At 66.0% G+C, this 26156-nt stretch carries 19 protein-coding genes; 18 read left to right on the forward strand and 1 reads right to left on the reverse strand.

Annotation, left to right across the window (positions count from 1 at the left end; translation table 11 throughout):
- Positions 1-11 precede the first annotated feature (11 nt).
- The 4 genes from ACQPYR_RS17875 (at position 12) to ACQPYR_RS17890 (ending at position 3241) form a co-directional block, all read left to right on the forward strand.
- Positions 12-962 carry a hypothetical protein gene (locus ACQPYR_RS17875; protein WP_433633587.1) on the forward strand — a complete coding sequence of 317 codons (951 nt, stop codon included), beginning with the start codon at positions 12-14 and terminating at the stop codon, positions 960-962.
- Positions 959-1411 (forward strand): ABA4-like family protein, encoded by a 453-nt coding sequence (locus ACQPYR_RS17880; protein WP_433633589.1) that lies wholly within the window; start codon positions 959-961, stop codon positions 1409-1411. Before ACQPYR_RS17875 ends, ACQPYR_RS17880 begins: the two co-directional genes overlap by 4 nt.
- Positions 1412-1924: a DoxX family protein gene (locus tag ACQPYR_RS17885; protein ID WP_433633591.1), complete on the forward strand. Its 513-nt coding sequence runs from the start codon at positions 1412-1414 to the stop codon at positions 1922-1924.
- A gap of 237 nt (positions 1925-2161) precedes the next feature.
- Positions 2162-3241, forward strand: a complete 1080-nt coding sequence (locus ACQPYR_RS17890) for an alpha/beta hydrolase (RefSeq protein WP_433633593.1) — start codon at positions 2162-2164, stop codon at positions 3239-3241.
- Between the two features lie 58 nt (positions 3242-3299).
- On the opposite strand, the gene ACQPYR_RS17895 is transcribed toward ACQPYR_RS17890, so the two are convergent.
- Positions 3300-4517, reverse strand: a complete 1218-nt coding sequence (locus ACQPYR_RS17895) for a PucR family transcriptional regulator (RefSeq protein ID WP_433633595.1) — start codon at positions 4515-4517, stop codon at positions 3300-3302.
- An 829-nt stretch (positions 4518-5346) separates the two neighbouring features.
- On the opposite strand from ACQPYR_RS17895, the gene ACQPYR_RS17900 reads away from it, so the two are divergent.
- The 14 genes from ACQPYR_RS17900 (at position 5347) to ACQPYR_RS17965 (ending at position 25905) form a co-directional block, all read left to right on the forward strand.
- Positions 5347-5610, forward strand: a complete 264-nt coding sequence (locus ACQPYR_RS17900) for an acyl carrier protein (RefSeq protein WP_433633597.1) — start codon at positions 5347-5349, stop codon at positions 5608-5610.
- Between the two features lie 3 nt (positions 5611-5613).
- Positions 5614-11826, forward strand: a complete 6213-nt coding sequence (locus ACQPYR_RS17905; RefSeq protein ID WP_433633599.1) for an aminotransferase class III-fold pyridoxal phosphate-dependent enzyme — start codon at positions 5614-5616, stop codon at positions 11824-11826.
- Positions 11823-12662, forward strand: coding sequence for a hypothetical protein (locus ACQPYR_RS17910; RefSeq protein WP_433633601.1), 840 nt, complete (start codon positions 11823-11825; stop codon positions 12660-12662). The genes ACQPYR_RS17905 and ACQPYR_RS17910 overlap by 4 nt, the downstream gene beginning before the upstream one ends.
- Positions 12659-12913 carry an acyl carrier protein gene (locus ACQPYR_RS17915; protein WP_433633603.1) on the forward strand — a complete coding sequence of 85 codons (255 nt, stop codon included), beginning with the start codon at positions 12659-12661 and terminating at the stop codon, positions 12911-12913. The genes ACQPYR_RS17910 and ACQPYR_RS17915 overlap by 4 nt, the downstream gene beginning before the upstream one ends.
- Entirely contained in the window at positions 12910-14625 is a 1716-nt protein-coding gene (locus tag ACQPYR_RS17920; RefSeq protein ID WP_433633605.1) for a fatty acyl-AMP ligase, read from the forward strand. Before ACQPYR_RS17915 ends, ACQPYR_RS17920 begins: the two co-directional genes overlap by 4 nt.
- Positions 14622-16025 carry a cytochrome P450 gene (locus ACQPYR_RS17925; protein WP_433633607.1) on the forward strand — a complete coding sequence of 468 codons (1404 nt, stop codon included), beginning with the start codon at positions 14622-14624 and terminating at the stop codon, positions 16023-16025. Before ACQPYR_RS17920 ends, ACQPYR_RS17925 begins: the two co-directional genes overlap by 4 nt.
- Entirely contained in the window at positions 16022-18745 is a 2724-nt protein-coding gene (locus ACQPYR_RS17930) for a PEP/pyruvate-binding domain-containing protein (protein WP_433633609.1), read from the forward strand. The genes ACQPYR_RS17925 and ACQPYR_RS17930 overlap by 4 nt, the downstream gene beginning before the upstream one ends.
- The gene (locus ACQPYR_RS17935; RefSeq protein WP_433633611.1) at positions 18742-20064 is read left to right on the forward strand and encodes an aminotransferase class I/II-fold pyridoxal phosphate-dependent enzyme; all 1323 of its coding nucleotides are present in this window, start codon (positions 18742-18744) and stop codon (positions 20062-20064) included. Before ACQPYR_RS17930 ends, ACQPYR_RS17935 begins: the two co-directional genes overlap by 4 nt.
- 1 nt (position 20065) lies before the next feature.
- On the forward strand, positions 20066-21469 hold the full coding sequence (locus ACQPYR_RS17940) for a nucleotidyltransferase domain-containing protein (RefSeq protein ID WP_433633613.1): 1404 nt from the start codon (positions 20066-20068) through the stop codon (positions 21467-21469).
- The gene (locus tag ACQPYR_RS17945) at positions 21466-22188 is read left to right on the forward strand and encodes an HAD family hydrolase (RefSeq protein WP_433633615.1); all 723 of its coding nucleotides are present in this window, start codon (positions 21466-21468) and stop codon (positions 22186-22188) included. The genes ACQPYR_RS17940 and ACQPYR_RS17945 overlap by 4 nt, the downstream gene beginning before the upstream one ends.
- On the forward strand, positions 22173-23105 hold the full coding sequence (locus tag ACQPYR_RS17950) for a diacylglycerol/lipid kinase family protein (RefSeq protein WP_433633617.1): 933 nt from the start codon (positions 22173-22175) through the stop codon (positions 23103-23105). The genes ACQPYR_RS17945 and ACQPYR_RS17950 overlap by 16 nt, the downstream gene beginning before the upstream one ends.
- The gene (locus tag ACQPYR_RS17955) at positions 23102-23878 is read left to right on the forward strand and encodes an SDR family NAD(P)-dependent oxidoreductase (RefSeq protein WP_433633619.1); all 777 of its coding nucleotides are present in this window, start codon (positions 23102-23104) and stop codon (positions 23876-23878) included. The genes ACQPYR_RS17950 and ACQPYR_RS17955 overlap by 4 nt, the downstream gene beginning before the upstream one ends.
- A 166-nt stretch (positions 23879-24044) precedes the next feature.
- Entirely contained in the window at positions 24045-24518 is a 474-nt protein-coding gene (locus ACQPYR_RS17960) for an HAD-IIIC family phosphatase (protein WP_433633621.1), read from the forward strand.
- 208 nt (positions 24519-24726) lie between these two features.
- Positions 24727-25905 (forward strand): MFS transporter, encoded by a 1179-nt coding sequence (locus ACQPYR_RS17965; RefSeq protein WP_433635172.1) that lies wholly within the window; start codon positions 24727-24729, stop codon positions 25903-25905.
- Positions 25906-26156: the final 251 nt, after the last annotated feature.

Raw genomic sequence — 26156 nt, forward strand, 5'->3', positions numbered from 1 at the left:
AAGGACACGACATGACCGCCCTGCACTGGCATCGCCCACTGATGCTGCTCGCCATCGCGATGGCACTGCTTGTTCTATTCTCGATCGGGGGCCTGATCGTCGACGATCGCATTCTCACCGGACTGCCGATCTGGGCCAAGGCGGTGAAATTCGCGCTCTCGGTGCTGATCTACGCGCTCACCTGGGCCTGGCTGATCGCCCAGCTCACCCGCTGGCGGCGGGTCGCCTGGTGGGCGGGCACGGTGGCGGCCGTCGGCCTCGGTGTGGAACTGGCTGTCATCGTGACCCAGATCGTGCGCGGCACCACCAGCCACTTCAACTTCACCACTCCGCTCAATGCGGCGCTGTGGGACACCATGGGGCTGTCCATAATCGTGGTCTGGGTCGCGACGCTGGTCGTATCGCTGGTTCTGTTCGGTAATCCGACGCCGGATCCGGCCCGAAAGGCCGCGATCCGCTACGGCGCCGCACTGTCGCTGATCGGCGCGGCGCTGGGGATGCTCATGGTGCTGCCGACTCCGGCCCAACGCGAGACCGGCAGCGCCATCCAAGGCGCGCACACCGTCGGCCTCCCCGACGGCGGACCGGGCCTGCCGATTCTCGGCTGGAGCACCACCGGTGGTGATCTACGCATCCCGCATTTTGTCGGAATGCATGCGGTGCAACTGCTTGCGCTGGTCGTCATCGCCCTGGAACTCGGTACCCGCCGAATCCCTGCCTTGCAATCGGCCCGATCCAGAGCAGCGCTCGTGACTGTCGCGGCGGCAACCTTCGGCGGCCTGCTCGCCGTGCTGACCTGGCAGGCGCTGCGCGGACAATCCGTGGTGCATCCGGACGCACCGACACTACTGACACTCGCCGTAATCGTCACTGCTGCAACCGGATCTGCCACGGTGATCATTCGGCGCCGACCGCGAGCCACGCATCCGTCACCGCTGACCGCGATGGGAGCGACTCGATGACCCGTGCGCTATTCGATCTCACCTTCTGGTCGGCTGCGCCTTTCTGGGCACTGATGATCCTGGCGCCGCGTTGGCACCGAACCCCAACCGTCGTCGCGTCACCCCTGATCTGTGCGGCGCCGCTGCTGATCTACGCGACGCTGGTGCTACCGGAGTTCGGGCCGTTCCTGTCCGTGCTCACCGCGCCGAACTTGCCTGGGCTGCAAGCGATTCTTGCCGGTGGTACGGGCGCGGCGGCAGCGTGGGCGCATTTCGTCGGATTCGATCTGTTTCTGGGCCGCTGGATCTACTTCGACAGCCGTGCACGCGGCGTCCATCCCGTACTGATCAGCGGACTGCTGACGTTCACGATCTTGTTCGCGCCGCTGGGCGTACTCGGCTACCTGACCATCCGATTGCTCCCGGCATACCGACCGGAACCACAAACACCCACGCATGCGGAGGCATAAATGGAAACCCTGATCTTTCTCCTGATCGTGCTGCTCGGGCTGCGTCTCGCGGGTGCGCTGGGAGCCAAGCGACTCACCGGCTGGCCGACGTGCGCGGCGTATGCGCTCGCCGCGATGCTGATGCTCACCGGCACAACGCATTTCCTGCCCGACAGCCTCGCCGATGGACCCGCTCCCACCCACGGCGATCTGGTGCCGATGGTGCCACCGTTCGTGCCGTTTCCGGATTTCATGGTGTACCTGACCGGGGTGCTCGAACTGCTCGGCGCGCTCGGACTCGTCCTGACCACGACCCGTCGACCTGCCGGGGTAGGCCTGGCCGCACTGTTCGTCGCACTGCTGCCCGCCAATATCTACGCCGCCGTATCGGACACTCCGTTCCACGGCGCACCAGCATCTCCGCTGTTGATTCGGATACCCGAACAGCTGCTCTACATCGCGGTGGCGCTGTGGGCGGCCGGGCTGTACGGCCGGAGCCGTGCCGAACTCGTCGACGTGGCAGTGCAACGCTGACCGGTGTCGTCACACCGAACGTCGGGTCTTTGTGCTGGCAGGGCACCAGCGGCCGCCGAGGATCGCGCGGGTTGTGCCGTATCCCCAGGGGTGTCGGAGGCATTCGTGAGGTGTCCAGATCCGGCCGGTGCCAGCGGAACATCATTCCTTTCTGGTTTTAGCGTTGGCAGAGTTTCGACGCCGTTGACGAGGACGAACGGTGCGAGTCGGCGAACGCCAGGGTTGTGGAGGAAGTGAATGACGAAACGAAGTTCCGCCGGACGAACGGCTGCGGTGGTTGCCGAATCCGGCCGAGCGAGCGGTGAAATACGTTGCCGCCCTTGGGTACGTGCGTTCGCCGCGCTTGCTGCGGTGTGCACTGTGGGTGCGGGCGTGGTCGCGGTGCCATCGGATGCGAAGGCTGATGCGTCGTCGATCACCGGGTCGTGGGCCGAGGACGATCGCACGGTGCAGCTGCGGGTGTATTCCGCTGCGATGCAGCAGGACATCATGGTGAAGGTGTTGCGTCCGGCGGATCGGTCGACACCGCGGCCGACGTTGTATCTGCTGAACGGTGGTGGGGGCGGGCAGGACAGCGCGACGCGGCAGAAGAACACCGATGTCCTGAAGTTCCTCGCCGACAAAGACGTGAATGTGGTGCAGCCGGTGGGCGGCAAGTGGAGCTACTACACCGACTGGCGTGCGCCCGATCCGAAACTCGGTCTCTACAAATGGAAGACGTTCCTGACCGAGGAGTTGCCGCCGCTGATCGATGCCGAGCTCGGTACCACGGGCGTCAATGCCATCGCGGGGCTGTCCACGTCGGGCACTTCGGTTTTGCAGTTGCCGATCGCGAAACCCGCTCTGTATCAGGCGGTTGCGGCCTACAGCGGTTGCGCCCAGATCAGCGATCCGGTCGGGCAGCAGTTCGTGAAGCTCGCGGTGGAGGGCTGGGGTGGGGGCGATACGGTGAATATGTATGGGCCGCCGAATGATCCGATGTGGGCGGCCAACGACCCATACCTACATGCCGACCGGTTGCGCGGCATCCACCTGTTCATCTCGACGGGGACGGGCGTGCCTGGCATGTATGACCGCTACAACGGCCGTCATATGCAGCCCGGACCGCGCGGGTTCGTCAATCAGCTGGTGATCGGCGGTGTCATCGAGTCCGCGGTGAACTGGTGCACCCAGAACCTGCGCACCGAACTAGACCAGTTGGGCATCCCGGCCACCTACGACTTCCAGCCCACCGGGACACACTCGTGGGGCTATTGGCAAGAGGCACTGAAGACTTCGTGGCCGGTGCTGGCCGAAGGGCTCGGCATTCCCTCCTGATAGTGAAAGGCCCGCCGAACGACAATCCGGCGGGCCTTTCACCATCAAGTGCGAGTTGTCAGGTGCGGTACGTGCGCGCGACCAAGGCGGAGCGCAGATACCAGAGCCCGGACGGCTGTGACGGATCGAAGCCGGTGAGCTGTCCGATGCGCTTGAGTCGGTAGTCGACGGTATTGGTGTGCACGTGCAGCACCCGGGCGGTGCGCTGGCGGTTGAGGTTATTGCCGATGTGGCGCTGCAGCGTCTCCAGCAGTTCGGGGTGTTCGTCCAGCGGATCCAGCAGCGAACCCAGGTATTCGCGGCCCGGGCCCGGCCGGGTGAGTTGGTATTCGAGGGCGAGCTCGTCGAAGCGGTAGAGCCCGGCCACCGCCTGCAGCCGCTGCACCATGTCCAGGAGTTCGTGCGCCTGGTCGGCGGCGTTCGGAATCTGTTCCGGCGTGGCGACGACCATGGTCGCCGTAATGCCGACCTGCGCGGCGTGCGAGAGCCTGGCCACCACCGCTTCGAGCTTGTCGTTGTCGAATTGGGCCGAGGGGATCAGCACGGTGCCACCGTCCACACTCAGCAGCGACAGTGCGCTCGCGCCGCACTGCGTGGCGAGTTCGGCCTGCAGCCGACGCAACTTGCGCCGGGCCACCACCTGGGCGTCGAGCATCGGATTGTGCTCGTCGCGATGCGGTGGAATGGCAACGGCGAGAACGTCGTACGACTCCGCGATGGCGATGCCGCATTCGCGCGCCATGGTCGAAGTGCTGTGCCCGCCGAGCAGCGCGGAGGTGAGGGTGTGCACGGCGGTGTGGTGCTCGCTGACGACGGCGCGCAGCTCGCGGATGTAGGCCACCGAGATCGCCGAGGTGAGCTTGTCGAGCAGTTCGACGACCATTTTGGCGCCGTCGACGAGATTGTCGTAGTCCTTGATCGTCGCACTGGAAACCACCAGCTCGAGGCCCATTTGGAAGCCCTCGTGGATGGAGTGCAGGATGGTGTCGATCGGCACGCCCTCGCGGGCCCAGCCCGCGGCATGGTCCTCGAGCCGCTGCACCTTCTCCGGGATGTCCTTGCCGTCGAGCATGCTGACCGCGATCTCGAGGCAGACGCGGGTGCTGGCGGTGAAGTCGCCGGTAATGGCTTCCCCCGGCATCGTCGCGCACGGGATGACGTTGTCCACGAAGTGGCCGACCATCTGCCGGGACAGCGCGCGGACGTCCTTGAGCGGGGACGACATCGGCTTGCCCGAAAGGGTCAGGGTCGGCCTGGTCGAGTGGTCGACGGACATTGGCGACTCCTTTTTGGGCCACGGGTGTAGCTGTGTGGAGCATTTACAGTAACTGCCCGGGGTGGCATGTGGACCGGTTCGCTTGGTTCTGTGAGAGTGCGCTATCCGGGTGGTCGGGCGCTTGTGACCGGTCACAGCGCTTCAGAGGAGCTACCGGCGGGTAATGAGAGCCGTCACATCCGCCGCCGGGACCAGAAGTTAGCCGAGAGTTCGGGCGGTGCGCATGTCCGGCCGCGCGACGTAAAAACGCCGTTACCCGACTTTGCATTCGGCGCGGAATGTGTTACCGCTCAATACAAAACAAAAGTACCGATAGGTCGGTTCGGAAACTCTGCTGTCCGCTCAGTGAACCGGGTATGAACAGCGCATTTATTGACAAATGATCCCGCGCCGCCGCCGGTGGTCGAATTGACGAATTGTCTGTGACCGTGAATCGTGGAATGAATTGTCTCAGACGGCGCTTCGGCACGCCCCCTTTTCGATGGGTGTAGCCGAGTTACGCGCACGCCGACGAGTGGTATTAGCGAAATAGTTGCTGAAAGTTTGAACCGGCTCTGAGTCGCGGCTATTCACATTGCCAGTCGTAAATCATCGGTGTACAGATGTGTGCATGCACCGCTGTGATTGCCAACAGTTGTGCGCATGGACGAGATATTGGACGTGACAGTCCTGATTGCCGTATCGGAGGGCAAGTGATCGCAGTCTCGGCTGACGCTGGATTCCGCACTGAGCAGCCAAGATTCATGGTTTTCGCGACGGAGTCGATGTTCTGTACCCGCGTCGCGCGAGCAGCGGACGCGGCACGTTCGAGCGCGTGGGAGGACGTGCGATGACCGAGTTGAACGAGGTCGGTACACGGGTGTGCGAACTCTTTTCGCGGGGACTACAAGTGCCGTCGATCGATGTGAATACGCCGTTGCTGGATTATGGCTTGGACTCGGTCCGCTCAGCGGAGCTCGTGATAGAACTCGAGCGGACGTTCGAGATCGAGATCTCCGATGCGGAGGCTGCGACACTGTACACCGCGCGTGACGTAATCGACTGTGTGGTCGCAAAGTCTGCCGCCGACCGGCACTCTGGTATTGGGGCATAGATCATGTCGGCAGGCGTTCTGTTTTCGGAACAAATAAATTACTCCGCCATTGTTTCCGAAGACGAATTATTCGATGATTTCGCCCGGCACAACCGTCCCGGACTGGCTCGGTTGCTACGGGCGTGCCACCTGGATGTCGTGTATACGGGTGCCGAAAGTGACTATCTGATCCGGCCGGATGGGAGCCGGGTATTGGATCTTGTCGGCGGTTTCGGTGCGGCGCTGTTCGGGCACAACCATCCGGCGCTGGTGCGGGTGGCGACGGCTCGGCTGAATCAGCAGACGCCGTTCGTCGCCCAGGGCAGTGTCCGGCCCGGGGCCGCGCGACTTGCCCGGAGGCTTTCCGAAGCGGTGGCCGCCGGGAGCGGTCGCGACTACGTGGTGACGTTCGGGTCCACCGGCGCCGATGCGGTGGAGGCGGCGATCCGGCATGCGGCGGTGGCGCACGCCCGTTCCCTCGCCGATCTCGAGAACGAACTGCGGCGCACCCTGCGCCGGGTTCGGCGCGACGGCCTGCACGATGTTCGGCCGATCGCCTTGGGCGACAACGGCTCCGACGACGACAGCGACTCGGTCGCGCAGATGCTCACCGAATCGCTGCGCGAGATCGACGAATTGCGGCGGCGCGGACCGGTTTTCGTCTCGCTGGCCGGTGCCTTCCACGGCAAGACCGCCGGCGCGTTCGCCCTGACCGAGCACGCCGATACGCCCGCGGACCTGGTGGTGCCCGGTCCGGAGCGGCGCAGGCTCGACACTTGGGAACCGGACGCGGTGACGAATGCGTTCGCCGATGAACTGCGTCCGGTATGCCGGATCACCTTCGATGGCACGGGGCGCCCGGTGCGGTCGTGGACCAGGATTTCGCCGATCGCGGCGGTATTCGCCGAGCCGATCCAGGGTGAGGGCGGGGTTCGCGAGGTCCCGGCCGCGACCTTGCGGGCATTGCGGGAGTTCGCCGATCGGCACACGGCGGCCCTGGTGTTCGACGAGATCCAGTCGGGCATGGGGCGCACCGGAACCTTCCTCGCCTCATCGCCGTCGCAGGTGAGCGCGGACTACTACCTGCTCTCGAAGTCGCTGGGCGGCGGGCTGGTGAAGATCTCGGCCCTGCTGGTCGACCGGCAACGCTCGATCGCCGACTTCGGCCGATACCACACCTCGACCTTCGCCGATGACGATCTGTCCTGCGCGGTCGCCGACGCCGCACTGGACCTGCTGCGGGACAACCAGATCCGCATCTGCGATACCGGTGCCCGGCTGCGCTCCCGGCTCGACGCGGTGGCACGGCGGTGGCCCAAGGAGATCCTCGCCGTGCGGGGGCGCGGGCTGCTGCAGGGTATCGAACTGTCGCCACCGGAACCGACATCGGCGCTGCTGCGCGAAATATGCGATCCGGAGCTGTTCGGATACGTGGTGGCGGGGTATCTGCTGCACGTCCACCGGATCCGGATACTGCCAACGCTCTCCGCGCCGACCACACTGCGCATCCAGCCCTCGGCTTTCCTCGCCGACGCCGAACTGGACCGACTTACCGCGGCGCTCGACGATCTCGCCGCACTGCTGCACCGCGGCGACTACGCCCGGCTGCTCACACACCTGGCCGCACCGGTCACCACGAATTGGCCGGTGCCGCAACGCCGATCACCATCGCGGCGGCGCACCCGTGAGGTCGCCCGCGATTGGAATGCCCCGACCAGGGTGGTATTCCTGGCCAATCTGCCCGATGCCGCGGATCTGCGCAGATTCGCACCGGAGCTGGCCGAATGGTCCGACGGCCAATTCGCCGCACTGTTCGAACGGCTGCGCGGGGTAGCCGAACCCTTCGAACTGACCAGACAGCTCGTCACGTCGCCGACCGGCGCCACGGTCGAGGTATGTCTGATCGCGGTGCCGATTTCGGCCGAGCAGATCATCGAATGCCAGCGCGCCGGACATCGCGCCTGGCTGCGCGATCTGGTGCTGGAGGCCGTCGAGCAGGCAATCGCGCTGGGCGCCAGCGTAATCGGGCTCGGCGGGTACACGTCCATCGTCACCGATGCCTCGCGCGATGTCGTGGAGGACACGGTCAAGGTGACTTCCGGCAATTCGCTCACCGCGGCCTGCGCCTACGAGGTGGTTCGTACCGAACTCGCCGGCCTCGAACCGGGCCATCGCCGGATCGGCATCCTGGGGGCGCTCGGCAATATCGGTGCGGTTATGGCGCAACTGCTTGCGCCGCTTGCGGATTCGGTGACCCTGGTCGGGCGCACCGGATCAGCGTCCCGGCTCGAGCGCGTTGCCACGGGCCTGCCCGGCGCGGTGACGGTCAGTGAGGACCTGACCGCCCTGCGTACCTGTCGCATCGTCCTCACCGCCACGAATTCGGCCGTGCCAGTGGTCACCGCCGACGTGCTGGCCGACGACCATCCGGTGCTCGTGGTCGATCTCGCGGTCCCCGGCGATGTGGATCCTGCGGTGTCCCAGCAACCGAATATCACCCTGGTCTCGGGCGGGCGCATGGCACTGCCGCTCGGCCAGACACCCCCGTTTCCCGAAACCGGGCTGCCCGCCGGAGTCGTCTATGCGTGTATGGCCGAAACCGTTCTGCTCGGTTTCGAACCGCGCACGGCGAGTCCGTCCTACGGCGGCCTGACCGCGGCAGGCGTGCGCGCCGCCCGCGACCTGGCCGCTCGTCACGACGTGCGCCCGGTTCTGCTTCCGACAGGAGCTCCCACCGTGTCCGAAACTCCCACCGCAGCCAACCCTGCCCCGATGTTCCTCGGCGCGGCCGATTTCGCAGCGGACCGCGCCGGCGGCAAGGCGGGCACCCTGCACGAATTGACCGTGGCAGGCTTCGAGGTGCCGCCCGGATTCGTCGTCACGGCCGATCTCGACCTGGCCGAGGTGTCCGACGAGGATCTGACCGGCTGGGTACGGGCGCTGGGCGGCTTCCCGGTCGCCGCCCGTTCGAGTGGTGTGCTCGAAGACCTCGACGACGCGAGTTTTGCCGGTCAGTACGAGTCGTACCTGAATATCACCGATGTCGCGGCCTTGCGCGAACATATCGAGCAGTGCCGAGAATCGGTGCACAACGAGCGAGTTCGCACCTACCTGGCCCGGCGCGGCTATCGAGAAGCCGGTGCATCGGTCGCCGTTCTGGTGCAGCGCATGGTCGATGCGCGTTGTGCCGGTGTCGGTTTCAGCCTCGATGCGCTCACCGGCATCGAGGACCACGCGGTCGTCGAAGCCTGCCGGGGACTGGGTGAGCGACTCGTCTCCGGGCATGTCACACCGACGAGGTACACGCTGCGGCTGTTCGACGGCACCGTGGTCGAGCGGGATGCAGGCGATGAGGATGTCGAGCTGAATGCCACCGCCACAGCCGAACTCGCCGCCCTCATGCTCGCGGTGCAGGCGCATAGGCACCGCCCGCAGGACATCGAATGGGCCATCGACGGCGACGGGAAACTGTGGCTGCTACAGGCGCGGGCCATTACCGCGATCAGCTGGCGCACCGATATCGACCAGTTCTCCGACGCGGACCTGCGCGACGGCGGCGTCTCGGCGCGGGTCTGCACACCGATGATGTTCTCGTTGTACGACAACGCCTTCCAGTACTCGATGCAGCAGTTCTTCGAACGGTTGAAGCTCGCCGAACCGGGCGCGGAACCGGACTGGATGGCCATGTACTACGGTCGCGCCTACTGGAATGTCAGCGCGGTGAAGAAGTGCTTCTTCCGCATTCCCGGCTTCGACGAGCAGCATTTCGACGACGACCTCGGTGTGCTCAACGACTACGGGCCCGACGGTCCGCACCGCACCGCGACGAATGCGAAGACCATTGCCAGGGCGCTGCCCGCGGCGCTGGCCGTGCAGAAGAGCTACCAGGATCAACTGGCGGCGGTCGATGCGTTCGCGGCGCAGTGGCCCGCGAAATACGCGGTGTGGCGCGCGCGTGCACGCGAACTGCCGCACACCGATGAGGCCACCTTCGTCGCGGATCTGGCGGACTGCCTGCTCACCTTCCACGCCGCCACCGAGCGCACCTACTTCACCACCATCTACAACAACTCCAGCGTCCAGACCGACTTCAAGCAACTGCTCGACAAGGTGGATGCCGCGACCGACGGGACCACCTCGGCCATCGACTTGATGGGCGGGCTCGCCGATATCAGCCATATGCAGCTGCAGCGCGGCATCGTCGAATTGCACCGGGTGGCAGGCGGTCACGGCCTGGACAGTCCCGAATGGACGAAGGCGCTCGATGCCTTCCTCGACGAGCAAGGCTTCCACGCCGACGCGGAACTGGATCTCACCAGCCCGCGCTGGTCGGAGGCGCCCGAGCGGGTGCGCTCGATGATCGCGGTCATGCTCGAACACGGCACCGCGCCCGCGGATCCCGATGTGACGCTGGTAGATCAGCGCAAACGCTACGAAAACGAACTCGCCGCGGTGCGCGCCCGGGTGCGAGCCAAGCCGCTGACGCGGGTGAAACACGCCAAGGCATTGGATAAGCAGATCGAGCGGATGCGCCGGTATCTCGTTGCGCGCGAACGTATGCGGGAGTTTTCCTCGCAGTGCTATGCCATTGTGCGCGCGTACGTCGTGGAGGCCGGGATGCGCCTGGCTGCGGCGGGCACGCTCGAGCAGGCCGATGACGTGTTCCAGCTGTCGATCCACGAGCTGTGTGATCTCGCGGCCGGTCGGGTGGATATCTCTACGCTCGCACCGCAGATCGCTTATCGGCGTGCGGTTTACGCGGGCTATCGGGATCTGGTGCCACCGCATGAGCTGGGTGGTGGTGTCACCGTGGGCGCGGTTCGCGAGATCGGCGACGGTGATCTGACCGGGCTGGGTTGCAGTCCAGGTATTGCGGAGGGCACCGCTCGGGTGATCACTTCGCTGGCCGAACTCGACCAGCTGCACGAGGGTGACATCCTCGTGACTCGATTCACCGATCCCGGGTGGACGCCCGCGCTCGGGCTGGTTTCCGCCGTGGTGACCGAGGTGGGCGGGATGCTCTCGCATGCGGCGGTCATCGGACGCGAATACGGCATACCCGCGGTGCTGAATGTCGCGGGTGCGACGACCGCGGTCCGCTCGGGTCAGCGGATCCGGGTCGATGGCGGTGCGGGGGTCATCAGCGTGCTGGAGACCGCGGTCTCGTCCGAGCCGGTTGCGCCGCCGTCCGGCTCTGACAACGGGCACGGACTCGATGTCATCGCAGATCCCGAGCGGTCGCGGGAACGTCTGCGCCGGGTCGCTGACGGGCGCCGGGTCGCTGAGGAGCGCCGGGTCGCTGAGGAGCGCCGGGTCGCTGACGGGCGCCGGGTCGCTGAGGAGCGCCGGGTCGCTGACGGGCGCCGGGTCGCTGAGGAGCGCCGGGTCGCTGAGGAGCGCCGGGTCCCTGAGGAGCGCCCGGTCCCTGACGGGCGCCCGGTCCCTGACGGGCGCCCGGTCCCTGACGAGCGGCCGGTCGCCGACGAGCTGCCGATCAACGAGCCGAATGAGCCCGCCCCGCTGAAACCCGCGGTGCCATTGTGGCCCGCCGAACCCAAGCAATCGCCCCCGGAGCACCTACGCCCGGCGGCCGCCAGAACGGATGAACCACTGACCGCACGCAAACGCCTGATCTGCATCGCCGGTGCCGACGGATCGGGTAAGACCACCCAGGTGGCCCGCATCGCCGCGGAATTCGAGGCGCAGGGCCAAAGCGTTGCCGCCGTGACCATTTGGGATGCGTTCCTGGATCCGAAGGTCTCCTCGAAGCTGCCGTGGCGCAGTCCGTCCGAGATCTACGGCTACCTGAAACTACTGTCCCCGCTGAGTCGCGCGCACTTCCTGTTCCACGCCATGCAACTGTCCTTCGACCTCGCCGCCGAACGCGGCCCGGACATCCTGCTGGCAAATGCCTACTGGTACAAGTACTTCGCCACCGAGGTCGCACACGGCGGCGATCCGGCGGTGCTGCGCAAGCTGGCATCGGGATTCCCGGAACCCGATCGCACCTTCTACCTCGCCGTCAGTCCGCAGGATGCGTTGGGGCGCAAGCAGTTGCGCAGCGACTACGAGAGCGGCTACGGCGATGAGGAGACCTTCCTGGCCTTCCAGCGGCGCAGTCACGATGCGCTGGAGGCGCTGTCGGAGGAGTTCGGCTGGATCCGCTTGGACGGCACCGACACACCCGCCGAAGTCACCAGGGCGGTCCTCGCTCAGCTGCGGGAGGACGACCGGTGACCCGTCGCGTCGCGATTGTCGGCATCGACGGTGCAGGCAAGTCCTCGGTCATGGCACGGCTGCGCGAATTGGCGCCGGGCGCAGGCTCTTTCGCCTCGATGACCTGCCCGGACTTCCACAACACCCGCAATGTGCCGCTGACGGACCTCTCCGAGCAGCTCAAGGCATTCAGCGTCGGATGCGATGAAATCGGCAGCCTGGAAATGAAGGCCACCGCGATGTATCTGCAGATGACGCTGTTCGGTCCGGTGGAGCGGCACTTCCTGACCACCTGGTCACCGGATGTGCTGGTATTCGAACGGCATCCGCTGATCGAATTGCTGGTCTACGGGCCGCTGTATGTCGTGCTGGCCCGCCCGGAATGGAACGGTCACGATCGCGCCGAGGATATCGCGGCTGTGTTGGAGCGCCACCGGCCGGGCACCTTCGACGACATCCTCGCTTGGCAGCGGTCGGAATCCATGCGTCTGGGCAGTTCCCCGGACATCTGGGAGTTGTTGTCGGAGATCGCGGATCTGGTGCGCCGGGATGTGACCGAATCCGTGCCCGGCTTCGCCGAACGCTTTCGCACGACACTGCCCGACGCGGTGCTCTGGCTGGACGCGCCGCCGGAACAGGCCGCTGCACGGTGTGCGGAACGTTCGGGGAACGGGCCCAAGGAGGCCCATGAAACAGCAGAGCGGCTCGGAGCCCTGCGTGACGGATACCTACAGGTACGCGAGACCCTCGCGGTGGCCTTCCCCGAAGTGGGATTCCACCGCATCGACACCGGCGACGGCGTCGATCTCGAGGAGTCGGTCCGCGCCTGCGTGACGGAAGGGAAGTTACTCGGATGAGTACACAGGCAGGTACCCCGGCCACCGAGATCGAGGCGCGGGTGCGCGCCATTGTCGGTGAGGTGCTGTGGGTTTCGGCGGACGCGATCGACGCGTCCGCGCAATTGATCGACTACGGACTGGATTCGCCGACCGCTATCGAGCTGACCATTCAGCTGGAGCAGGCCTTCGGCATCGTCATACCGGAAGATGCTGCGGCGCAGCTGAATACGGTCGGCGAGATCGTGCGATACGTGCGGGGTGAGCAGTGACGGAATTGGTTCCCCGACATTCGACGATCGTGCATGCGCTACTTGCCAACGCCGAGCGTGGCACATCGGCACCATCCACGATTTTCGTTCCGGAGCGCGGTGACGCCGACGGTGAAATCGCCTGGCGGCACAACGATCTCGCGGCTGCGGCCGGACGCACCGCGGCCGCCCTGGCCGCCGAGGGGGTCGAGCCGGGAGATCGGGTTATGCTGTGTCTGCCCACCTCCCCGGAGTTCGTCACGGCGTTCTTCGGTGCGCTCGTGCTCGGCGCGGTGCCGACCGCGGTGGCGACGCCGGGCGGGTTCGGTTCGGCGGATATCTTCCGCGACAAGTTCACTCGGCTGCTCGGCTATCTGGAACCCGCGGCGGTAGTCGCGACGCGGTCGGTGCTCGCAGGGGGAGCACTGCCGGACACCGTGGCCGCCATCGACGGCGATGTGCTGCACGCCTGGGCCTGTTCGCCGGACGCGCCGACGCTGGCGCCCAGACTTCCCGAACCGGCAGATCTGGCGTTCATCCAGGCGACCTCCGGCTCGACGGGAACACCGAAAGGTGTGCAGATCACCCACGCGAATCTGGCCGCCAACTGCGAACAGATCGCACAGGCCGCCGCGATGGGCGCGGGCGACACCTGGGTCGGCTGGCTGCCGCTGCACCATGATATGGGGCTGATCGGCGGATTCCTGACTCCGGTATTCCGTGGCATCGACGCGGTGCTCATGCCGCCGAGCCGATTCCTGCGCAGTCCGGGGGATTGGCTGCGTGCGGTCAGCCGGTATCGCGGAACATTCACGGCGGCACCGAATTTCGCATACGGATATGCGGCCGCCCGGGTTACCGACGCCGAACTCGACGGCGTCGATCTGTCGAGCTGGCGGTTCCTGTTCTGTGGCGCGGAACCGATCCATCCGCCGACCGTGCAGAGTTTCCTCGACCGGTTCGCGGCCTGGGGGCTGCCGAAGGATGCGTTGGTGCCCTGCTACGGCATGGCCGAGGCATCGCTCGCGGTCACCGTGAATCGCCCGCACGCGCCGGTCGCCTACGACTCGGTGTCGCGCCGGGCACTCACCGGAAAGGGCGTGGCCCTGGACGTTCCGGAAGACGACCTCGATGTGCTGCATATCGTCGACTGCGGCGCACCGCTGCCCGGTACCGAGGTACGTATCGTCGACGAGGACGGCGCGGTGTGCGGTTCGGACGTGGTCGGCCGCATTCAATTCCGCGGCCCATCGATGACCATGGGTTACTTCCGGCTGCCCGAAGAGACCGCGGCCGCCACTCGGGACGGCTGGTGGGACACCGGCGATATCGGCTACCTGCGCGAGGGCAGGCTGCGCATCACCGGCCGGCATAAGGACCTGATCATCATCCGCGGCGCGAACTACCTGCCCACCGATTTCGAGCTCGCCGCACAGGAAGTCGCGGGCGTGCGCCTGGGTGGTGTCGCGGCCGTCGGTCATGCCGATACCCGCGGGCTCTCGGAGGAACTGCATCTCATTGTCGAATCCGGTGCGGAAGCGACCGAACACGACGCGTTGCGCCGAGCGGTTCGGGTCGCGGTGAGCAAGCGCACCGGCGTGCTGCCGGCCGGGGTCCGGGTGGTGCCGCCGCGCAGCATTCCGAAGACCACGAGCGGCAAGGTGCAGCGCGCCGAGGCCAGGCGGCTGTTCCTGGCCGAGGACGATCTGATCGGTGCCGGAGGCGCGGCATGAGTGGGCAGCCGAAATTCCGCGGCCGCAGGCTCGGCGGTCCGGCGCTGCGACATCCACTGGGTGCGTATCCGGATTACCGCGCCGACCCGCTCGCGCTGTTCTACGAGCAGGCCGTCGCGCACGGCGGCAGCGTCCGGCTGCGGCTGGTGCATCAGCAGATGCATCTGCTCGTCGAGCCGGAGCACATCAACCAGGTGCTGGTCACCAATGCGGTCAAGTACGAGAAGGGGATCAGCTATCAGAGCCTGAACTACTTGCTCGGCCCCGGACTCCTGACCAGCGGCGGCGAACTCTGGAAACGTCAGCGCGCCTTGATCAAACCCGCATTCTCCCGCCGTCACGTCGACACCGAGATTCCGCTCATGGTCGAGTGCGGACAGCGGATGCTCGATCGCCTCGATGCCCACGCCGCGACGGGCACGGCCTTCGACCTGGTCCCTGAGGTGATGGGTTTCGCGGCCGATGTGGTGTGCCGCGCGGTCATGGGTTCCGATATCGACGGTGTCCTGCCCCAGATCGAAGACGATGTGCGCGAGGGTGTTTCGTGGGTGATGCGGCATATGGCCGCACCCATCCAGGTCCCGCCGAACGTGCCGACCCCCGCCAATCGCCGTTTCCTGGGTGTTCGCGAACGACTACATCGCGTGGTGGACAGCGTCGTCCAGCGTCACCGAGAAGCCGATGCCGAAGCGACGTCGCTGCTGGCCCGATTGCTCGCGGCCCGCGATGATGCCGGGCACGCCATGGATGACGCGCAACTGCGTCACGAGGTGCTCACCTTCCTGCTCGCCGGACACGAGACCACCGGCGGCGCGATGGCGTGGACCATCTACGAACTGGCCCACAACCCGGCGGTGCTCGCGCGGGTACGCGACGAGATCGATATCGCACTCGCGCTGTCCGACGGCGTCGACCGGGCCCTGCCCGCGTTGGAGCTGACCGGGCGCGCGATCGACGAGGCCATGCGCCTGCACCCACCGGCGTGGGCATTCAGCCGCACCGCCGTCGAACCGGACAGCTTCGACCGCTTCGATCTGCAACCGGGCGCGATCGTGGTGATCAGCCCGTTCGTGAACCACCGCTTCCCCGAATTCTGGGATTCACCACTGACCTTCGATCCGGAGCGGTTCACCAAGGAACAGACCAAGGCACGCCCGCCGTACCGCTACTTCCCGTTCGGCTGGGGCGCACATCTGTGCGTCGGCCAGCATATGGCGCTGATGGAGGTGCGGGCGGGCATCGCAATGCTGTTGGCGCGCTATGACATCGAACTCGTCAACGGGATGCGGGTGCGGGAGAACCCGGAGATCTCCAATACCCCCGATCCGGTACTCGTGCGACTCACCCGACGTGCGTCCGCGGTGCCGTCGGCCACGACCATGCAGGAGGCCGCGCAATGACCGGAACAACCGTCAGCGATACCGCACTGGCCACCGATGCGGCGATGGCGCCGCAAGTGGGCGCCAAGGCCGCGAATCTCGGCAGGCTCGTAGCGGCCGGCTACCGGGTGCCACCGTTCGTGGTGCTGAGTGCCGCCGCGTGTGCGCGCATCCTCGAACCGGTCCGCGGATCCATCGCCGACGCGCTGGATTCGCTCGATCACACCGATCCGGCGTCGTTGCGTGCGGTGTCGGCGGAGATCCGCACGATCATCCGCGCTCAGCCGATCCCAGCGGATATCAACACCGAGCTGGGCGCGGCTGTGCGCGAAATCGCCGAGCGCACAGCACAATCCGGTGTTCGCCTAGCGGTGCGTTCCTCGGTGAGCGGTGAGGATTCGGCGACGGACTCCTTCGCGGGCCAACTCGATACCCTGCTGAATGTCGCCCCGGCGGACGTATCGGCGGCGGTGCTGGAAGTGCTCGCCTCGGCCTACTCGGAGCGGTCACTTTTCTACCGAGCGCATCGCGGACTGGACAACACCGAGATCGACTGTGCCGTCCTGGTTCAGGTGCTGATCGACAGTGCGGTCTCCGGTGTCGCCTTCAGCTGCAACCCGCAGACCGGCGACCCGGGCGAGGCCGTCGTCTCGGCGGCCCTCGGCCTGGGCGAAGGTGTGGTCGCCGGAACCGTGGAGTGCGATACCTACTTCGTCGATACCGCCGCGCGCACGATCGTGTCCCGCTCTGTGGGCGAGAAGCAGAGCCGGGTCGCGGTTGCGGCCGATGGTTCCGGCACCGTCATCGAGCAGATCGCCGCCGTCATCGAGCAGGCACTCACCGATGCGCAGGTGGTCGAACTCGTCGATACCGCAATGGGATTGGCCGAGGCTTTCGGCTCGCCACAGGATGTCGAATGGGCCTATGACGCCGAGGGCGTGCTGCACCTGCTCCAGGCCCGCCCGATCACCGCGACCGGTGCCCGCGAAACCATTTTCGACAATGTGAATGTCGCCGAGTCCTATCCCGGTCTTTCCAGCCCGCTGACCTTTTCGATCCTGCGCAATGCCTATGAGCAGGTGTTCCGGGCCTGTCACAAGGATTTCGGCGCAACCGACGCCATCGTCGACCGCAATGCAGCGAGCCTGTACCCCTATTTGGTCGGTACCGCGCACGGCCGCATCTACTACAACATCAGCAACTGGTACCGGCTGTTCCTGCAGATCCCGGGCATGGAGTTCGCCATCGAAGGCTGGGAGGCGGCACTCAATATCGAGAACCGCTACCAGCGGCCCGCCGCGCCGAAACGAGGGCTGGCACGGGCGAAGATGTATCTGCTGCGCTTGCGTATCGCCGCCATCATCACCGTTGGCTGGCTGCGACTGCCGCGGCGGCTGCGCGCGTTCTTCACCGAACTCCAGGCTTTCACCGCCGATCTGAACCACCGGCTCGACCCGGAAACACCGGAGCGGGAACGGGATCCGGAAGCGCTACTGGAGTGGATGGAACACTGCCTGCACGAACTCGTCCCCGCTTACGCGGTGCAGATCTTCAACGACTTTCTGGCCCAGCAGATGTTCCACGTCGTGGGTCTGCTGCTGGAACGCGAAGGCCTCACCGAAACAGCCGCCATCACTTTGCGCAATGAATTGTTCTGCGGCGAAGAAGGTGTCGACAGTGTCGACCCGGTCCGCTCGGCGCTCGCACTGACCGCAACGGTCCGGGCGGATGCCGCGCTGCGGGAGCTGGTCGAGGGCCCGCTGGAACCGCACGAAGTGTGGAAAGCGCTGGCACAGCCCGAATTCGCCGATTTCCGCGGCGCATGCCTGCGGCATATCGCCCTGTTCGGCGACCGTACTGTCGACGAGCTGAAGCTGGAAACCGATCCGCTGGGAGAGCATCCGGAGCGACTGGTTCCCATGTTGCGCAACTACCTGCGTGGCGGTCAGAACATCGATGAAATGGCGGCGCGCGAGAAGCAGATCCGCCGTGACGCGGAGCGCACCGCGGCGCGGCTGTTCCATGGAAAGCTCCTGCAACGCTTGGCATTCCGGTTCGCACTCGGCCGGGCGCGCGAGCATGTGAAACAGCGCGAGAACATGCGACTGGGTCGCAGCCGCTCCTTCGGCCTGGTCAAACGGGTATTCCGGGAATACGGCAGGCAGATGCGCGCGGCCGGACTACTCGAGGATCCGCGCGATATCTTCTGGCTCACCTACGAGGAGATCGCGGCCCTCACCCGGGGAACCGCTGTCGATACCGATGCGGCGCGCATGGTCGCCACCCGCAAGAGCGATCACGAGCGGTGGCGCATCGAGCAACTGCCGTCGCGGATCGTCACGGCCGCAATCGCGGCCGTCGGCATCAACGATCCGGCCTTCGACCATCCGGCTTCCACCGGTGATTCCGGCAGTGTGCTGCACGGAATCGGTTGCGCGCCGGGCCGAGTCGAAGCTCCGGCACTGGTGTTGACCACTCCGGAACCGGATGTGGTCGTCGACGGTCAAATCCTCGTCGCAGCCAGTACCGATCCCGGTTGGGTCTTCCTGATGGTGGCTGCCGGGGGATTGGTCAGCGAGAAGGGCAGCCCGCTCTCCCATACCGCCATTATCGGCCGTGAACTCGGCATTCCCACTGTCGTCGGCGTGCCGGGCGTCACCCGGCTGGTCGCCAGCGGGGATGTGCTGATTCTCGACGGCAAGGCCGGAACCGCAACCATCGTTCAGGAACACAGCTCATGACATCCACCGCAGCCGCACCGCACGAGACCGCGCACGGCGAGAACTTCAGCCTCGAGCATTACCTCGATCCCGCCGCGCACACCTTTGAACAGCGCTTCGAGGAATTCCGGCCATACGTCGCGAACGCGCGCGGCACCGGATTCGTCCTGCGTGAGATCACCGGGCCGGCGGGTCCGGTCGTACAGGTCCGCGATCCCGACGGGGGCGCGGTCCGCGACCTGATCATGTTGGGGTCGAACAACTACCTCGGCCTCGGCAACGAACCGGAGATCGTCGAGGCCGCCGTCCGGGCCGTGCGCGAATTCGGTGTCGGCCATGGCGGACCGCCACTGCTGAACGGCACCACATCGGTGCACCGGCGGCTGGAGGAACGCCTCGCCGAGACCAAGGGCTGCGAATCCGCGCTGGTGTTCTCCTCCGGCTACGCCGCCAATGTGGGCTGGGTGACCGGTCTGCTGCGCAAGGGCGACATCCTGCTCTACGACGAACAGAGCCATGCCAGCCTCTATGACGGCATCCAACTCGGGCGGGTCCGCTCGATGGCCTTCGAGCACAACGATCTTCGGCATCTGCGCCACCGGCTCATGCAGATCCGCTGGCGCAATCCGGGCGCGAATATCGTGGTCGCCGTCGAGGGCGTGTATTCGATGGACGGCGATATCGCACCGCTGCCGGAGATTCGCGCGCTGTGCGATTCGTTCGGAGCATGGCTGGCCATCGACGACGCACACGGCACCGGTGTGCTCGGCGCGAACGGCCATGGCACCGCCGAACATTTCGGCATGGCGGCCGGATCGGTCGAGCTGTACATGGGCACCTTCTCGAAGGTGTTCGCAACCACCGGCGGTTTCGTGGCGGGGTCGAAGGATCTGGTGGACACGCTGCGGTTCTTCGCGCGCCCGTACATGTTCTCCGCATCGCTGGCCCCGGCGGTCGTCGCGTCGGTACTCGCCGCCATCGATTTCATCGATGCGCATCCGGAGCGGATCCGCCAATTGCACGACAATGTCGACTACTTCGTGCGCGAACTGCGTCGGATGGGCTTCGCGGTCGATCCGCAGACCGCGATCATCCCGATCCTGGTGCCGCAACGCCTCGCCGTCGCCGAGGTCGTCGCGGCACTGCACGCCGAGGGCGTGTTCGTCAACGGCGTCGAATTCCCGGCCGTCCCACGCGAACAGCAGCGACTGCGGGTCAGCATGATGGCCACGCTCAGTCGCGACCAGCTGGATTTCGCGCTGGCGAAGATTTCGGCCGTGGCCCGCCGCTTCGCCTTCCATCCCGAGCAGATCGGTCCGACCGAAGAAGGGATCCGCTGATATGACCGGAACCGAAATCGCCGCGGGCGGTACGGCTGCCGAACGCCTGCTCGTGCACGCGGCACTTGCCGACCCGAGTCAGGACGAACGCGCCGCATTGGCGAAACTCGCCCACGAGATCACCGACTGGGCCGAGGTTTTCGAACTCGCCGAGCTCAATGCGACCGTCCCACTGGTGCAGCGTCGGTTGGCATCCGAGGAGCTCTACGACCTCGTGCCCGAGCTGGTGCTCGCACATTTCGCCGGCGTGACCGACCACATTGCCGCCGTGAACGATCGGCGCCTGGCCGGTGCCAGGGAACTCTTGCGCCGCTTCGACGAACGCGGCGTGCGCTGCGTGGTGCTCAAGGGCATGTTGTTCTCGGCGGAGATCTACCACGACCCGCGGTATAAGCGCATGAACGACCTGGACATCCTCGTCGAACTCGATCAGGTGGACACCGTCATCGAGATCTACCGGGAGATGGGGCTTTTCGCCACTTCCGAACTGCTCGGCAAGGCACCGAAGGTCCGCGCCGAACGCTCACACCACCTGCCGTCGTTCGTCTCCCGCGACGGATCCCTTGTCGTCGGCACGCACTGGGGCCTGATCACGCCGTTGGCTCCCTACACCGTCGACTACGCCGCGATCTGGAAGCGCGTGCGGCGCATCGACTTCTACGGTGTGCCCGCCTGGGCTATGTCGCACGAGGACAACCTGCACCACCTCGGCATCCACTTGCCCTACTACAAGACCGGTGTACGCGAACTCGCCGACATCTGGAACCTGGCCCGCTACGCCGATGACCTCGACTACGACCTGCTGGCCGGTGAAATCGCCAAGGCGGGCAGCGAAAGCCTGATGTACCACGCCCTCTCGCTGGCCGATCGGCTCGTGCCCCAACCGGAGTTCGCGGCCTTGATCAGCTGGATCGCACCGAAGATCAACCGCTTCACCCGCTACGACACCGCGCGCAAAACCGCCGATATCCATGCCCTGCTGCGCAGCCGCTCCACCCACACCTCACGCATCGAAAAGGCCTACACCGAATTCAATATGACCGCCGTGGCAAGCGAAAAGCGTGACCGCTTCGGTCGCCTGTGGTCGGATCTGCTGCTGGTGCCCGGTGACGAAGCACGCAAGATGAGTTCGCTGCGCGACCCAGCGCCGCTATCCGATCTCGGCGCCCGAATCTGCGCCCCCTACCGGCTGACTCGGGTTTTCCAGCGCGACCTCGGCCGCTGGCTGTTTCCGGCGGCTCTGGCCAAGACCGTCTTCGATCTCGGCGCCGCGTACGGTTCGGAGCTGGCGAGCCGGGCCGGAATCGGTACCGCCGCGGCCGAACGTCCCGGTATCGACGAATACGCGGCCCAGCTTGGCCTGACCCGCGCCGATCTCCAAGCGGTACTGGACAGCCAGGAATGAACCGCACAGTGCTGTGGGACCTGGACGGCACCTTGGTGCGGTTGCATCGGCGCCGTTTCAAGGCGCTGATGCCGCTGGCGGCCGCGCAGGCATTTCGCGAATTGAGCCCACCGCATCGTTTTCTGCGTGTCCTGCCCGGCGTGCTGAAGCAGGTACGGGCCAACGACACCGAGCACACCAACACCGACCTGATGGTCCGACTGCTGGCCGAGCGGCTGCGAGTCACGCCCGAAGCGGTGGCGAGCCAGCTGAAGAGCCTGGCGGAGACGGGTTTTCCGCGTCTGCGCCGCTGCTTTCCAGCGGAGCCGTCGGCACTGCACACGGTGACCCGGCTCCGGGAATCGGGCACGGTACAGGTCGTTGCGACCAACCCGCTGTGGCCGGACAGCACCGTCACCACCCGGCTCGGCTGGGGCGGATACGACCCGTCCGTGTTCACTTTCCGCACCAGCGGCGAGAACATGCGCCGCTCGAAACCACGCATCGAGTTCTACCGGGAACTGCTCGACCGGCTCGGCGCGGAACCGAGGGAGTGCGTGATGATCGGCAACGACGCCGCCAACGATGCACCGGCGGCACTTCTCGGGATCCCCGTATTCCTCGTGAACGCGCCGGAATCCGCTGTTCCACAGAAATATTCGGGTCTTGTAAGTACGGGGAATTGGCCTCGGCTGCGCGAGTGGCTGGGTATCGAGGAGAAATCATGCTCGTCGTCCTGAATTCACAGTCCAATGCCGGAACCGCGCTGCGGCGGTGGCGTCCGGTAGAAGACGTGCTACGCGAACGGAATACCGATCTCACCGTCGAAATGCCCAGTGACGCAGAACAAGCCATGAAACTGGTGCTGGCGAGCCTCGAGTCGGATCCACCCGAGGTGATCGTGGCGGCGGGCGGCGACGGCATGGTCAACCTGGTCCTCAATGCGATCATGGACCCGGCGACCGACCGACCGCGACAAGGCGCGGAATCGGTCGCACTCGGCGCGATCGGTCTGGGCAGTTCCAACGACTTCCACAAACCGGTGCGAACGAGCATCGCCGATATCCCGGTCCGGCTCGGCGCGCCCGAGCTCGTCGATGTCGGCAAGGCCACCATGCTGCTCCCGGACGGCACCCGGACGGTGCGTTACTTCCTGCTGAATGCGAGCATGGGACTCGTTGCGGCAGGCAATCATTCGTTCAACCAAGCGCGCGGGCTGATCGGCTGGCTGAAATCCCGCAATGTCGAGGCGGCCATTATCGCCACCGCGCTGAGCAATATCGCCACCCACAAGCCACTGGCCGTCCAACTGCGCGGATCCGACTGGGTGCACTCCGCACCGATCATGAATGTCGGTGTGCTCAAGAGCGTGCACTTCGCCGGCGGCATGTACTACGACACGCCGGTCACCCGCGCGGACGGCATGTTCGACGTGAACATCTGGGAAGCCGCCGGACGAGCACGGATTCTGGGACTCATCGCAAGTCTCTACCGTGGCAAGTTCCGGGGCTCGGCGCTGGCCACCTGCCGTCGCGACACCGCGGTGGAACTGCGGCCCGGCGCACCCGCACCGCTCGAATTGGATGGCGAGATCACGATCGTGGAATCGGCCCGGTTAGAGGTGCTGCCGCGCGTATTGCGGGTGTGTGCGCTGTGACCGTTGTCCTGGTGACGGGGGCCGCCAACGGTATGGGTGCGGCGACCGTCGAATACCTTGCGCGCATCGGCTATACGGTCGAGGGCAGCGACAAGATCGCGCGGGATGGCGTGCGTGCGGTCGATGTCCGCGATACCGAGGCGGTGCGGAGTTGGGTGAAATCCGTGCACGTACGGCACGGCCGCATCGATGCGGTGGTCACCTTCGCCGCCTACGGCATTGTCGGTTCGGTGGAGGAGACCGATCCGGACGAGGCCGCCGCACTTATCGACACCAATGTGATCGGCACTCACCGCGTGCTGCGCGAAGTGCTGCCGATCATGCGTGCGCAGGGCCACGGTCGGGTGATCGTGGTGAGCTCCGGTGCGGGTGCGATCGCCGAACCCTACGGCGGCTGGTATTCGGCCACCAAGGCGGCCGTCGAACGTCTCGGTGAGGCGATGCGGATGGAGACCGCAGGCTTCGGCATCCACGTCTCGGTCCTCGCGCCGGGGTGGACGGTCACCCCGATCATCGATTCGGCTGCGCGCGTTGCCGACCCGATCGAGGCATACACGCCGGATCGGACTTCGGTGCTGTCGCGCGTCACCGGATATCTGGAACACGGACAATCCGCGGAGATGGTAGCCAGGAAGGTGCGGACAATCCTGAAAGCACCCGAACCGCGCCAAACCTACCTCTGCGGCAGCGACGTTCGGCTCTCGTTCTGGACCCGGCGATGCACGCCCGCTCGGGTCTACGAACGGCTCGTTCGCCGCTACTACGGCCTTTGACAGGAGCATGCGCGGGCAGTGCCGGTAGTATCACCTCGGCCGCACGGGCTCTCGGGAAAGCGGGGGCTTGTCCGGTACGTGCCGTTCGCTGGATGGTTTTCGCAGTAGCCCATCTGCCGACGACACGGCAGGAGAGGCAGCGATGACCAACCGATAGGGGCAGGCGATGGCACCGGCTCTGAGATGTCTTGTCTGGGAACTGGACAACACCCTCTGGGATGGTGTCGTCTGCGATGCGACGAGCAGCGCACCACGCCCCGCCGCCCTGCGCACGCTGCTGAAGCTCAGCGAGCGCGGCATCTGGCACGCCGTAGCCAGCCGCAGCGACCGCGACCTGACCCTCAAAAAGCTCTACCGCCACGGTCTCTACGACATGTTCTCGGCCATCGAGATCGGCTGGGGCCGCAAATCCGCGTCGATATTGCGAATCGCACACACCCTCGGACTGGAACTGGACACCATCGGTTTCATCGACGCCGAACCGGTGGAGCGAGCCGAGGTCACCCGCGCACTCCCACGCGTGCGCTGCTACGCCGCCCGCAACGCCGACGTCCTACCCGCCCTCCCCGACTTCCGCCCAGTCCTGCGCACAGGCCCATCGCCCACCCCGCCCATGGGTTTCGCGAGCGTCCGAGGATAAGGCCCGTTCCCCACACGGGATCAAGATCAGGTGGAAGCTGTGGCGGCATCGATCGAGCGAGTAGCCCGCCCCACCAGTGCCACCTGATCTTGGTAGGTCGACTGTGGAATGTGGCCGCATTGCGGGCTTCGGGGTGCATAAGCCTGCTGGGTCGGCGGATCGTCGCTATTCTCTGTGCGTGTCGGCGGTTGTGCCCGGGCCAGCGGCGATGAGTCCATGGCGGTTCGTCGTCGGGTTCGGTGTGGTCAGTCTGCTCGCCGATATCGTCTACGAGGGCGCTCGGGCGGTCACCGGTCCATATCTGGCCTCGCTCGGTGCGAGCGCTGTTCTGGTGGGTGTGATCACCGGTGCGGGTGAGGCATTCGCGCTCGCCGGTCGTTTGGTGAGCGGTCCACTGACCGATCGGACGCGCGCCTACTGGCCGCTGGCCTTCGGCGGGTACACACTGACCGTCGCCTCGGTTCCGCTGCTCGGGTTCGCTACTGGGCTGTGGTCGGCGGGGGTGCTCGTGATCGCGGAGCGGGCGGGTAAGGCGGTGCGCAGTCCCGCGAAGGATGTGCTGTTGTCGCATGCGGCCGGTGCCGTCGGTCGTGGTCGTGGTTTCGCGGTGCACGAGGCACTCGATCAGATCGGCGCGTTGGTCGGGCCGCTCGTCGTCGCGGGGATACTCGTGCTTTCGGCAGGTGACTATCGCCCAGCGTTCTTCACACTGGCGATACCCGGTGCCGCCGTCCTTGTGGTGTTGGTGAGATTGTGGGCGCGCGTGCCGAATCCGGCCGCGTACGAACCGACGGTGCCGCCGACCGAAACCGATACGGTCCCAACCAGATTGCCGTCGCAGTTCTGGACCTACCTCACCTTCGCCGCCGCGACCACCGCCGGCTTCGCCGGGTTCGGCCTGCTCGCCTTCCATCTCGCCACGCGCGAACTCCTGCCGGTGGCGGTGATCCCGGTCGTCTATGCCGCGGCAATGGTCGTCGATGCCCTCGCCGCCCTGCTCACCGGCTGGTGCTACGACCGCATCGGTGCCCGAATCCTCATTGTGGTGCCCCTACTCTCGGCCCTCATCCCGCCACTTGCCTTTCAGGACAATGCGATTCCCGCAGTCATCGGTGCACTGCTGTGGGGCGCGGTGCTCGGCGTCCAGGAATCGACACTCCGCGCGACCGTCGCCGACTTGGTCCCGGCGCACCGCCGCGGCACCGCCTACGGTGTTTTCGCCGCCGGTTCGGGTGTGGCCGCCTTCGCCGGATCCGCGCTCCTCGGCCTGCTCTACGCCCGGTCCCTGACCGCCGTGGTCAGCGTTACTGCTGCCATCCAACTCGTAGCGCTGCTCGTCTTCGTAACCAGCAGGCTTCGCCTCGGCACGTCGAGTCGACGCGTGTGAGCGATCGGCTACCGCACTGACCGGAGGAATCCGTCGATGTGCTCGAAAGTGGCCTTGGGCTGTTCCAATTGGGGCAAATGCCCTGCCGCACGGATGATTTCGAAGGGGGCATCGGCAAAGGCGGCCGCAGAGGCCGCGCCCTAGGCTGGGGTGACGATGCGATCGCTTTCACCCCAGAGCAACAGACGGCGGCGAGGCGGGGGAGCAGTCGCCGCATAAGTCCGTAGTGCGGCCATATTCCTTTGGCGCAT

It is taken from the genome of Nocardia sp. CA-120079, assembly GCF_050955745.1.
Lineage (GTDB): Bacteria > Actinomycetota > Actinomycetes > Mycobacteriales > Mycobacteriaceae > Nocardia.

Coding starts and splice junctions, on each gene's coding strand:
- ACQPYR_RS17965 (WP_433635172.1), top strand. CDS start 24,727: ATGAGTCCATGGCGGTTCGTCGTCGGGTTCGGTGTGGTCAGTCTGCTC.
- ACQPYR_RS17880 (WP_433633589.1), top strand. CDS start 959: ATGACCCGTGCGCTATTCGATCTCACCTTCTGGTCGGCTGCGCCTTTC.
- ACQPYR_RS17945 (WP_433633615.1), top strand. CDS start 21,466: ATGAACCGCACAGTGCTGTGGGACCTGGACGGCACCTTGGTGCGGTTG.
- ACQPYR_RS17875 (WP_433633587.1), top strand. CDS start 12: ATGACCGCCCTGCACTGGCATCGCCCACTGATGCTGCTCGCCATCGCG.
- ACQPYR_RS17930 (WP_433633609.1), top strand. CDS start 16,022: ATGACCGGAACAACCGTCAGCGATACCGCACTGGCCACCGATGCGGCG.
- ACQPYR_RS17900 (WP_433633597.1), top strand. CDS start 5,347: ATGACCGAGTTGAACGAGGTCGGTACACGGGTGTGCGAACTCTTTTCG.
- ACQPYR_RS17940 (WP_433633613.1), top strand. CDS start 20,066: ATGACCGGAACCGAAATCGCCGCGGGCGGTACGGCTGCCGAACGCCTG.
- ACQPYR_RS17915 (WP_433633603.1), top strand. CDS start 12,659: ATGAGTACACAGGCAGGTACCCCGGCCACCGAGATCGAGGCGCGGGTG.
- ACQPYR_RS17935 (WP_433633611.1), top strand. CDS start 18,742: ATGACATCCACCGCAGCCGCACCGCACGAGACCGCGCACGGCGAGAAC.
- ACQPYR_RS17960 (WP_433633621.1), top strand. CDS start 24,045: ATGGCACCGGCTCTGAGATGTCTTGTCTGGGAACTGGACAACACCCTC.
- ACQPYR_RS17885 (WP_433633591.1), top strand. CDS start 1,412: ATGGAAACCCTGATCTTTCTCCTGATCGTGCTGCTCGGGCTGCGTCTC.
- ACQPYR_RS17895 (WP_433633595.1), bottom strand. CDS start 4,517: ATGTCCGTCGACCACTCGACCAGGCCGACCCTGACCCTTTCGGGCAAG.
- ACQPYR_RS17925 (WP_433633607.1), top strand. CDS start 14,622: ATGAGTGGGCAGCCGAAATTCCGCGGCCGCAGGCTCGGCGGTCCGGCG.
- ACQPYR_RS17890 (WP_433633593.1), top strand. CDS start 2,162: ATGACGAAACGAAGTTCCGCCGGACGAACGGCTGCGGTGGTTGCCGAA.
- ACQPYR_RS17950 (WP_433633617.1), top strand. CDS start 22,173: ATGCTCGTCGTCCTGAATTCACAGTCCAATGCCGGAACCGCGCTGCGG.
- ACQPYR_RS17905 (WP_433633599.1), top strand. CDS start 5,614: ATGTCGGCAGGCGTTCTGTTTTCGGAACAAATAAATTACTCCGCCATT.